Origin of the sequence: Congregibacter litoralis KT71 (assembly GCF_000153125.2) — a bacterium.
Classification (GTDB): domain Bacteria; phylum Pseudomonadota; class Gammaproteobacteria; order Pseudomonadales; family Halieaceae; genus Congregibacter; species Congregibacter litoralis.
The window spans coordinates 1,233,600-1,244,223 of the sequence record NZ_CM002299.1 but is presented as its reverse complement, the minus strand read 5'-3'; the positions used below and the strand labels follow the sequence as shown (position 1 = coordinate 1,244,223).

The 10,624-nt window shown below is 57.5% G+C and carries 11 protein-coding genes; 4 read left to right on the top strand and 7 right to left on the bottom strand.

From position 1 onward, the window contains the following. Nucleotides 1-117: 117 nt before the first annotated feature. The 3 genes from groL to KT71_RS05775 form a co-directional block, all read right to left on the bottom strand. On the bottom strand, nucleotides 118-1,767 hold the full coding sequence (gene groL, locus KT71_RS05785; protein WP_008296388.1) for a chaperonin GroEL: 1,650 nt from the start codon (nucleotides 1,765-1,767) through the stop codon (nucleotides 118-120). Between the two features lie 67 nt (nucleotides 1,768-1,834). Beyond that, nucleotides 1,835-2,125, bottom strand: coding sequence for a co-chaperone GroES (locus tag KT71_RS05780; protein ID WP_008296390.1), 291 nt, complete (start codon nucleotides 2,123-2,125; stop codon nucleotides 1,835-1,837). Between the two features lie 229 nt (nucleotides 2,126-2,354). Then, nucleotides 2,355-2,771 carry an FxsA family protein gene (locus KT71_RS05775; protein ID WP_084566959.1) on the bottom strand — a complete coding sequence of 139 codons (417 nt, stop codon included), beginning with the start codon at nucleotides 2,769-2,771 and terminating at the stop codon, nucleotides 2,355-2,357. Nucleotides 2,772-2,836: 65 nt separating this feature from the next. Here KT71_RS05775 and KT71_RS05770 point away from each other — a divergent pair, with 65 nt between their 5' ends. Further along, nucleotides 2,837-3,160: an MGMT family protein gene (locus KT71_RS05770; RefSeq protein WP_008296392.1), complete on the top strand. Its 324-nt coding sequence runs from the start codon at nucleotides 2,837-2,839 to the stop codon at nucleotides 3,158-3,160. A 44-nt stretch (nucleotides 3,161-3,204) separates the two neighbouring features. On the opposite strand, the gene KT71_RS05765 is transcribed toward KT71_RS05770, so the two are convergent. Beyond that, the gene (locus tag KT71_RS05765; RefSeq protein ID WP_040362858.1) at nucleotides 3,205-4,578 is read right to left on the bottom strand and encodes an AmpG family muropeptide MFS transporter; all 1,374 of its coding nucleotides are present in this window, start codon (nucleotides 4,576-4,578) and stop codon (nucleotides 3,205-3,207) included. A 68-nt stretch (nucleotides 4,579-4,646) separates the two neighbouring features. On the opposite strand from KT71_RS05765, the gene KT71_RS05760 reads away from it, so the two are divergent. Further along, nucleotides 4,647-5,357 (top strand): sulfotransferase family protein, encoded by a 711-nt coding sequence (locus KT71_RS05760; RefSeq protein ID WP_008296394.1) that lies wholly within the window; start codon nucleotides 4,647-4,649, stop codon nucleotides 5,355-5,357. Here KT71_RS05760 and KT71_RS05755 read toward each other — a convergent pair. The 3 genes from KT71_RS05755 to KT71_RS05745 form a co-directional block, all read right to left on the bottom strand. Further along, a complete protein-coding gene (locus tag KT71_RS05755; RefSeq protein WP_008296395.1) occupies nucleotides 5,342-6,967 on the bottom strand; it encodes a hypothetical protein in 1,626 nt (541 codons plus the stop codon). The genes KT71_RS05760 and KT71_RS05755 overlap by 16 nt on opposite strands. Before the next feature lie 17 nt (nucleotides 6,968-6,984). Continuing rightward, the gene (locus tag KT71_RS05750) at nucleotides 6,985-7,680 is read right to left on the bottom strand and encodes a hypothetical protein (RefSeq protein WP_152025175.1); all 696 of its coding nucleotides are present in this window, start codon (nucleotides 7,678-7,680) and stop codon (nucleotides 6,985-6,987) included. Between the two features lie 128 nt (nucleotides 7,681-7,808). Further along, nucleotides 7,809-8,663, bottom strand: a complete 855-nt coding sequence (locus tag KT71_RS05745) for a hypothetical protein (RefSeq protein ID WP_008296397.1) — start codon at nucleotides 8,661-8,663, stop codon at nucleotides 7,809-7,811. A 302-nt stretch (nucleotides 8,664-8,965) separates the two neighbouring features. Between KT71_RS05745 and KT71_RS05740 the strand changes: the two genes are divergently transcribed. Next, nucleotides 8,966-9,841, top strand: coding sequence for a hypothetical protein (locus KT71_RS05740; protein WP_040362183.1), 876 nt, complete (start codon nucleotides 8,966-8,968; stop codon nucleotides 9,839-9,841). A 57-nt stretch (nucleotides 9,842-9,898) separates the two neighbouring features. Then, nucleotides 9,899-10,585 carry a sulfotransferase family 2 domain-containing protein gene (locus KT71_RS05735; protein ID WP_008296399.1) on the top strand — a complete coding sequence of 229 codons (687 nt, stop codon included), beginning with the start codon at nucleotides 9,899-9,901 and terminating at the stop codon, nucleotides 10,583-10,585. Nucleotides 10,586-10,624: the final 39 nt, after the last annotated feature.

Below are 10,624 nucleotides of genomic sequence, written 5' to 3'. Positions count from 1 at the left end.
AAAGCGCGACGCGAAGTAAGGGTTACGTGTGCGTCGGCGACAGGTAATGCAGGGAGGCACAAAAAAGCCCGGTCTGCGAACAGACCGGGCTTTGTTTTGACGCCTGGGTAAGCGGGTTTACATCATGCCGCCCATGCCACCCATGCCACCCATATCAGGCATACCACCGCCGCCGGCAGGAGCATCATCCTGAGGCGCATCAGCGATCATTACTTCCGTGGTGATCATGAGGCCGGCTACGGAACCAGCGGCCTGCAATGCAGCGCGGGTTACCTTCGCGGGGTCCAGAATACCCATCTCGATCATGTCGCCGTACTCTCCGGAAGCTGCGTTGTAGCCGAAGTTGCCTTCGCCCTGACGCACCTTGTCGAGAACAACGGAAGCTTCGTCGCCTGCGTTCCCGACGATCTGACGCAGAGGACCTTCCATGGCACGCAGCGCAGCTGCGATGCCGTGGTTCTGGTCTTCGTTGTCGCCCTTCAGCTCGGAGATAGCCGCAATGGCGCGGATCAGCGCAACACCACCACCGGATACGACGCCTTCTTCGACGGCGGCACGGGTTGCGTGCAGCGCGTCTTCAACGCGGGCCTTCTTCTCTTTCATCTCAATCTCGGTAGCGGCACCGACCTTGATTACCGCAACACCGCCAGCGAGCTTCGCAACACGCTCCTGCAGCTTCTCACGGTCGTAGTCAGACGAGGTATTTTCGATCTGCACGCGAATCTCTTTCACACGCGCCTCGATGGCAGCGGCTTCACCGGCACCGTCGATGATGGTGCTGTTGTCCTTGTCCATGGTGAAACGCTTGGCGTTACCCAGGTGCTCAAGAGTCGCGGACTCCAGATCCAGACCCACTTCCTCGGAGATAACCGTTGCACCGGTGAGGATAGCGATGTCCTGCAGCATGGCCTTACGACGATCACCGAAGCCCGGCGCCTTACAGGCAGCGACCTTCACGATGCCGCGCATGTTGTTGACTACCAGGGTAGCCAGCGCCTCGCCTTCAACGTCCTCGGCAACGATTACCAGAGGCTTGGAAGCCTTGGCAACCTGCTCCAGCAGGGGCAGGAGTTCACGGATATTTGAGATCTTCTTGTCCACCAGCAGGATGAATGGGCTGTCGGTGTCGACGCTCATGCTGTCCTGGTTAGTGATGAAGTAAGGAGACAGGTAACCGCGGTCAAACTGCATACCTTCAACGACGTCCAGCTCGTTCTCAAGACCCGAGCCTTCCTCAACGGTGATCACGCCTTCCTTACCGACCTTGTCCATGGCGTCAGCGATAATCTCGCCTACCGCAGCGTCAGAGTTGGCGGAGATGGTGCCAACCTGTGCGATCGCCTTGTTGTCTTCACAGGGGATAGATGCAGCCTGAATCTGCTCTACCGCCGCCGCAACGGCCTTGTCGATGCCGCGCTTGAGGTCCATGGGGTTCATGCCCGCTGCAACGGACTTGAGGCCTTCGTTGACGATGGACTGAGCCAGTACCGTCGCGGTAGTGGTTCCGTCGCCGGCCACGTCGGAAGCCTGGGAAGCCACTTCCTTGACCATCTGCGCGCCCATGTTCTCAAAGCGGTCCTTGAGTTCGATTTCCTTGGCCACGGAAACGCCGTCCTTGGTCACGGTGGGAGCACCGAAGGACTTCTCGAGAATAACGTTACGGCCTTTGGGTCCCAGCGTCGCCTTTACGGCGTCTGCAAGGACATTTACACCTGCCAACATTCGCTGGCGTGCGTCGTCAGCAAAAAATACGTCTTTAGCTGCCATGATTTGTTCCTTTAAGTCTTTCTAAAATTGAATGTCGTGGGATGGTTCAGCGATGCGCTTACCCGGTTTACTCTACGACCGCGTAAATCTCGCTCTCACCCATGATGATCAGTTCTTCACCATCAACTTCGATGGTGTTGCTGCCGGCGTACTGACCGAACACTACGGTGTCGCCAACTTTCACGGCCAGTGCACGAACTTCGCCGTTGTCCAGAGCCTTGCCATCGCCGACGGCGACAACCTCTCCCTGGTTGGGCTTTTCTTTTGCGGAACCGGGCAGAAGGATGCCTCCGGCTGTGGTTTCTTCTTCTTCGTTGCGACGAATGACCACACGGTCATACAGCGGACGGATCTTCATTGCTTCAAATCTCCAATCAATCGACTTTAGGTGACCCCGAAGCGGGGGACTGACTGGTTTATGGGGTGCAACAAACGGATTTCAAGAGCTTTTTGGCAGTCTTTTGGCCAGAGTGCTAATTATTTTTGAGGCGCTTGCGACGCAGAACATCAGTGCTCAGGAGAAAAATTGAAAAGTACAATAATTACAGCTAGTTACGACAGGCTGTGGAATGCGACGAGTCTTGCAATCAATCGTCATCGAGGCGACGAAATTCTCCCTCAATGGGATCGCCGGGGCGTGGTTGGTAGGGGGAGGCCGAGCCTTTACTGCCCCCCAGGGCCGAAAAGAGCTTCCGCCTGAGCGGTCCGAACAGGACGAGGACGGCGACGACATCCGTAATCAGACCCGGCACAATCAGCAGCAGTCCTGCCAAACCCAGGGCGAGCTCATCGGCGAGGAGTCGCTGGGGTAACATCGTAGCGGCACCGCTCTGGGCAGCGCGGAGTTTATTGACTATTTCCATGCCCTGCGCTCTGAGTATCGTGAGCCCCAGGAGAAACGTGGCCAACACGTAGAGCATTGCCTGAACGGCACCTATCCGGGCACCCAATTGAATCAGGGTAAAAAGCTCCATCCACGGGAGCAGTATAAAAATCCATCTCATCACTAAAGTATGGGGGCTCAATGCTCGTTTGCAAGCCGCGAGCCCTGATCACGTACAATCCGGTTATGAGCGACAAACACTCCATGGATGGCGATCTGGACCAGCGGATCTGGCTCACGGTCTGCGCAATCCCCGCCGGCAAGCTGTCCACCTATGGCGATGTAGCCGAACGCGCCGGGCTCCCCGGTGCGGCACGGCGCGTGGGCGCGGCGCTTCGAAAATTGCCCGAGGACAGCAATGTACCCTGGTACCGGGTGGTGAACGCCAGTGGGAAAAGCTCCCTCCCCCCGGGCACGCACGGCGCGGATCGTCAGAGAGCCCACCTCGCCGCCGAGGGCATACTCCTCGGCGCCGGCGGCGCTGCGGTGCTCAGGCGCTATCGCTGGTAGTCAGCCAAGCGCCCCCGGCGCTCAAAGCAAGAAACATGAGTTTTTTAACTTTCTGCGGCCCGGCGCTTTTTGCCATCGACGTGCATCAGGACACCCACAAGTATAATGGCGGGGATGCCCAGCCCCGCGGCAATCACAAAGAACTGCGCGTATCCCGAACTGTCCACCACCCAGCCGGAAAACCCCGACAGGAACTTGCCCGGGAGGGTCATGAGCGAGCTGAACAGTGCATATTGCGTCGCGGTATAGCTGCGGTGCGTGAGGCTCGAGAGATACGCGAGAAACGCGGTGCTCGCGATGCCGCCACTGAGATTATCCGCGCTGATCACCAGCGCCAGCCACAGCAGTGCCGGCGCGCTATCGCCCTCCAGCCCCGCAAGCACTGCGAACAGCAGGTTTGTGCTCGCCACCATGATCGCACCCAGCATCAGCGGCCTCAGCAGACCGAAGCGCATGACGAGGACTCCGCAGAGCGCGGAACCTGCGATGGTCATGAAAAACCCAAACAGCTTGGCAACGCTGGCTATCTCTGACTTGCTATACCCCAGATCGAGATAGAACGGATTGGCCATGACACCCATGGCGATATCGCTCAAACGGAAAACGGCAATGAACACCAGCAACACGAAGGCGAAGGGCCCAAAACGCTGAAGAAACTCCAAAAAGGGACAGATCACCGCGCCCAACAGCTGACGTTGCCAGAGGGACCGCTCCTCTAGATGCATGGGTCGGCCCATCACCTGATCCACCATCTCTGCGTCCATGCGACGCTGCTCCTCCGCCGTCCGGTGAAAAGGCTCATCAGCCCAGAGGGTGGCGAGCATGCACGCGCCCACGAGGGCAGCCATGCCAAGGTAGGCCAGTGACCAACTGTGAATGTCCGCGAGGTAAAGCGCCCCTGCACCGGAGACCAGTAGCGCGAGACGGTAACCAAAGATGTAGGACGCGGAGAGGGCGCCCTGCTCTTCATCCGGGGCCGATTCAATGCGAAAAGCGTCGAGGGCGACATCTTGCGTGGAGGAAGAAAACGCCACCAGTAGCGCTGCCAGCGCAATGTTCACAAGGCCCTGCTGGGGGTTCATCAGACTCATCAGCCCAAGCCCCGACGCTATGCCCAGTTGCCCGAGAAAGATCCAGCTCCGCCGCTGCCCCAGGAGGCCCTGGAGCAGGGGTAACTTCAGTCGGTCGACCACGGGAGCCCAGAACACCTTGATGGAATAGGTGAGCCCCACCCAGGCAAAAAAGCCGATGGCCGTTCTCTCCACGCCCTCGTCCCGGAGCCAGGCGGTGAGCGTCGAGAAAACCAGCAAAAACGGCAGCCCTGCGGAGAATCCCAACAGGCTCAGCACCAGCGCTTTCTTGCGCGTATAGATGAGCAGCGCCTCTCGCCAGGAATAGCTGGGAGTAGCCTCGCTCACGGCCTGTCTACCATCCGTATTCTTCCCATCAGTGTTAATCTTGTCCCGCATTTTTTTAGGCGGTGGCCATGCCAGCCAAGTACCTCTTCATTCTGTCACCACCCTACAGCGGATCGACGGTGCTGTGGCGCCTGCTTCAAACATCATCGCAGGTATCGGCCCTGCCTGACGAGGGTCAAAAGCTGCCGGAGCTGCGTAACATGATGCGCGAGCGCCCCTGGGATCCCGATACGGTCTTCGACTGGGAGCTGGTCTCAAAAACCTGGTACCGTTATTGGGATGGGGACAAGGCGATACTGCTGGAAAAAAGCCCACCCCACCTCTGTCGCAGTGCGATTCTTGAGCAACACTTTAAACCCACGCATTTTATCTGCCTCATGCGCGACCCCCTGGCCATTTGCGAGGCGCTTCACCGACGCAACAACATGGACTGGGAGGCTGCCGCCCAGCGCTGGATCGAATGGCTCACCATGCATCTTGAGATCCTCGAGCGACGACCGGACAGCCATCTGCTGTACTACGAAGATATGGTTGCCCGCCCCCGGCAGACCTTCACAGCCCTGGCATCCTGGCTGCCGGAACTGCGGGATGTGGACTACCGCAGCGCCATCGAAGCCCACTCGGTGGAGGGCGTGCAAAGGCGGCCCCTGTCAGACATGAATCCCCAAAAGCTGACTCGCATCGCGCCTGACGACATACAGCGCGTTGTGCATGTGCTGCAGGATTACCCGTCACTGTTGGCGCGCACGCCCTACGGGGCGCTTTACCTATCAAGCTGATGGTCAGCCTCGGGAGCGTTGCTTTCGCTTTTCATTTCCTCGCTGTGTTCCTCGTCTTCAGGCTCTTCAGGTTCAAGGAGCCGTGCATTGAAATGCCGGATCGCCTCCAGAAACCGCCCTTCCCCCCCGTTGGTATCTCGAACACCCGCGGTGTAGGTTTCGTAATACAGAAACACTCGTGTCACCGTGAGTGAGCGGCCAAGATTTTCAATCTCAAAGTCAACGCCGTTATCAAACACGTCCTGGAGATCTGCAGGCACACGGGCAATCAAGCGCCCCTTTGAGTCCGCTTCACAGCTGGCCCACGCTCCCTGATTGAGACGAGCGCGCAGCTGGGAGGCACCCAGGCCTCGCCAGCGCAGGTACTCCACCTCCAGAATCACTTCTCTTGTAGGATGATTCCTCTGTACCCAGGTCACCCGCGGCTCAATGCGCTGCCTCAGCCGAGCGCCTTTTTGAAGTCGGACACCGCCGCTTTTGCGAGCCTGCGCATCATCCGAAAGAACCCAGCCGCGACAGTCATCGAGCAAAGCGCCGTTGTAAAGCATGCTCATACGGTAGTCCCGGCTGGCCCAGAGCCCGTAACCCCCGGCGTATCTGCGAAACAAGGGTGCCGCCTGTTCCAGAAATCCGTCGATCTGCTCATCTGCGATTTTTGCGTGAGTGCCAAGGTACTTTTGGGTGTTGTCGATGAAGTTGAACTGCTCAACGATCTGGCCCGGATAAAGGCCTCCTTCGCTTGTCGTCTCCAGCATGTAGCGCAAAAGCACTTCGGCCTGTTCAGCGCTCAATGCTTCTCCGACGTTTTCGGCGCCCATGAACGGCGCCCAGTAGCTGTAGCGGTGCGGCTCCCAATCCAGAAACTGCTCGTTGTCGCGCCAGTGGATGCCATCCGAGGTAGGTACCGGGTCCTTATCGACGCGATACTCCACACCGAGCGCTGGCCAGTGAGATCGCGCGCGCTCGAACATCGTTGCCATGCGGCTGTTCACAAAACTCAGGTAGTGGGCGTGGGCTGCGCTATCTTTAGGCGGTATCCGTCCGTCATGCTCGATACCCCTCGCTTCGAGGTACTCCAGATAGCCTGATGCTTTCGCTGCGGCACTATTGGCCTCGCCGCTCTGCTCCTGCCACACCCGAAAGGCGTGCCACAGTTCCTCCCAGGAGATAAAACCGCCAATGCAGCATTCGTAGTCCCGGGTGATACGGTCTATCTCTGCAAAATAATCCAGCCAAGCGCTCTCAATAGCGGGGTCCGTAAGCATAGACTGAGCCCAACGAAAACCGTTGAGTACGGGCTTGCGCATGACCTGATGGGTGTAACCGACCCGCAGCAAAACGGCGAGCCCAGCTCCCTGCGCTGCCGCCAGTACCAGGCGAAGCTGCGCCTGATGAAAATCGTCGTAGGCTACGGGCTGCTGCGTCGCCTGAAAGTTTCGCCAGGGCACCACCACGATAATGGTGTTAAAGCCATCTTTGCGCAGCTGTCTGAGCTCTTTGCCCAGGGTGCGCTTACGCATCACCTGGAGGGAATCCAGGGGCCAGCCGTCGGAAAAATAATGGGCCGCTATGACGAACTCGGGGCGCCGGAATCGGCGCCACGGCAACAATGAAGATCCTGGCAAAGCTAAGATGCCCCTAGCTGCCGGCAACGCGCATCAAGCTGATCCAGTAAGTCACTCGACTCCCGGAGTCCGTCCCAGTCCTTATGGAAACGCGCGCAGGCACGGTCATACAGAGCAAGGTCCATGCTATTGGCAGCAAGGACAGGCGCCAGCAGCTCGCCGAGCTCTCGCTCCACCGCCTCGCGGCGTTCTTCGGGACTGCGCTGATCGCTGGCATCGCGCACGTTCTGCCGCTGGAAAGCTAAATCAATAGCAGGAAAGTCGTTTTTAAGCGCCTCCTCGAACAGCACTGCGCTCTCCCGGTAACGCTCCACGATGCCCACCGCCGGCAAGGTCTCAAGCAACTGTACTGCCTTATTCAGTTGGTTATCATCATCATTGCCCGGGTAAACCCCCGAGAGCATGCGCGTTTGATAATTGCGTATCACGGGGCCCGTGCCCTGCTCCAACCGCCATGCAACATAGCTTTGGAGATCACCGTTTCGGGCCTTCTGCGTTCCCGGATGGTCCACCGCCTGGCGGCGCTCAAACTCGTAGACCGAAGCGATGCGCTCTATGGGATGCCGAAGAATCACCAGTGGCCTCAGGGTCAGACCCGGCACCTCCGGCAGGGGAAAGGGCAGCCAGTGGCTCGAAAGCGCCCTCAGCTGCGGCTTAGCCTTCAGAAAATCCGCGAGGTACCCTGGGTTTCCGCGCATCTTTGCGTCATCCCGGTGGTCGCAAAACCCTGCGGAGAAACTTCTTTGCAGACTCCAGTCCAGAGTTGTGCCCGCGTTTTTAAACAGATGTGCGTGAAGCAGCACCGGTCTCGAATCAGCCGTACTATTCATCCTAAACCTATACGTTCGAGAACCGAGCCCACGTTGACGCGTTTGCACCGCTTACGAAACTTGCTGAGCCGACGATCGAAATCATCAATCCGAGCTATGGAATCGTCCAGCTTCTGATTGGCCTGTCGATACAGGGCAAGATCGTAGCTGTTTTTGCTGAGGACCTCGGCGGCCAGGTCACCTAACTTGTCCAGCGTGTCGTGCACGCGGCTGTTAATTGTCTCATTGGCTGAGCGGTCTTGCGTTACGTTCTGACGAACATAGGCGAGATCGATATCAGGAAAATACGGCTTAAGATAATCCTCGAACACCACCATACTCTCGTCATAGCGGTCCACCACCCCGACGCAGTCTAAAAACTCAAGGTGATGCAAGGCGCGCTGCATCCAGTCCGCCGGCGCCGTAGCTTTTACCTGACGGGTATGGAATCCGGCGATGTAGCTGGTCTGATAATCACGAATCGTCCGGGGAACCTCTTCCTCCATGCGCCAGGCCACGTATTCCGCAAAATCTTTTTCTTTCGCAGCGATTGCCCCCGGGGTATCCGCGTCCTGCTTCCGCTCGAAGGCGTAAACCGACTGGATACGCTCAATGGGATGACGCAGCAGATATACCGGATGGAAGATCACATCGGGCGGCTGCGGCAGGGGGTAGCACAGATGATGGCTCGAGAGCGCTGTCAGGCTCGGCGTACTGGCAACCACCATCGCCAGATGCTTTGCCCGTTGCTGGCGCATTGCGCGGTTGTCCCGGTGATCAAGAAAGCCGTCTGCGAAATTCCGGCTCAAACTCCAGTCAAAGGTCGACCCGGCATTTTTAAAGATATGGCCGTGAAGAATGATGTGACGCATGCTAGGAGGTCCAGATAAGTCGGAGGTCCAGGTAAGTCGGACGTCCAGAAAGGTCGGATGCCCAGATAAAAAATGTGTTGTCCGTGTCAGCAAGTCCCATGCGCTGAAATGCTCGACCTGTTTAGTCAGGCTGCACAATCAGGTTCTGTTGAACAAAACCTCAGGCTGGTATCCTCGAATTTTACGATAAGCGGTGCGCTCAGCGATATAGCCCCATTATGCGCAAACTCCTGATACACATCGGTAGGCACAAAACAGGAACCACCGCTATTCAGCATTTCTTGCAGGATAACCGGCCACGATTGCGTGACTTCGGTTTTTTTGTACCTCAGGCAGGTCGTGTCAAAAACGCGCATCATGGCCTGTCACGGCCATTTCAGCCGCGCAATGTACAGCAACTCCAGGGGATTGACGATTACCGGCAGCTTGAAGCCGTCCGGGCGCTGACCCTTGAAAGCGACGACGAGCCCCCCGAGGCAATCGGCCTTATCAGCTCTGAAGGTTTTCAGAACTGCCGGCCTGGATTGGTACAGATGGCTTATCGGGACTTTCAGGCGCAGATCGTCGTCTATCTCCGCAATCAACTGGAGTACCTCGCCTCCTCCTACGCCCAGCGCGTGCACGCCACGGACTATACGGGGTCCATTCAAGTTTTCTTCAAAGATGTGTATCTCAAGGGCAATCACTACGCGAGCTTTTTGGAGACCTGGGAGGAGCATTTCCCCAAGCAGCTTTTGGTAAGACGTTATCAGCCATCCAACATTGTAGAAGACTATGCAGAAAATGTGCTGCAAATCCCGGTGGACGCGTTTTCCATGCGACAAAGCCTCAGTAACCCGTCGCTGAACAGCGTTGTGACGCAATTTAAATGCGAACTTAATCGCCGAAAACCAAAAGACGCGCCGACCCAGTTAGAGATTTATCCCATACTGCCCGGGCTCAATGCACTGTTTCCCGGACCGAAGTTCGTCCTGCCCCCGGAGACCGTCAGTGATCTCGTAGACAATTGCCGCGAATCCGATAATGAGGTCGCCACACGGTACTTTGGCGACAAACAGCTCTTTGATTATTCCGATTTTCCGACGCACCCCGAGTCGCCCATCCGCGACATACAGTTTGAAGCCATGTACAGCGCTATGCTGCAGCTTCTTCGAGAGACGAACGCGACCTATGCCTGACAACCCGCTCTTTACCTATGTTTTGGACCCTTGGTTCTTCCGGGATTTCAAAGCAGCATGCTGATCTCTGTGCACATGCCCAAGGCGGCAGGCTCCAGCTTTCAGGCAACGCTGGCGGCGCATTACGGCGAAGCTCTCCTGCTTCGCTACGCGGATCAACCCCTCCATCGAAGTACCTGGTCCCGAAACTTGGACGCCGGCCGGGGGTGTTTGAAAAATAGAGGAGCCACGCTGGATAGCGGCGGAACCCGCTGTATCCATGGCCACTTCCTGCCGCTGCATTACCGCCTCGCGAAACCTTCGTCACCACTGCTGTTCGTAACATGGCTACGGGACCCCGTGCAGCGTCTTCTGTCGCATTATTATTACTGGCAGCGCAGCTACCAGCCAGGCCAGTCGGGCCCTCTCCATCAGCGGATGATGGAAGAGAAATGGAGTCTGGAGGAATTTGCGCTCTGCAGGGAATTAAGAAACATCTACGGAATTTTTCTCTGGGGCTTCCCCCTGGAACGCTTCGACTTCATCGGCATTACGGAAGATTATGCCGCAGAGCTGGCGCGCTTTGGTCGTGACATTCTCAAAGCGCCAGTTACCTCGGCGGAACGTAACCGCAACCCGGATCAGGGCGAGGAAGACTATGCCATCGATAAATCCCTACGCCGCAAAATCGAGGCGGCGCATGGGACGGATATCGCCCTTTACCAGCGTGCTCTGACAATGCGGGATGAAAAAACCAGCGCCTGATGCTCTTCGCGCGGGCCGAGCACCAAGGTGCTGTTTATG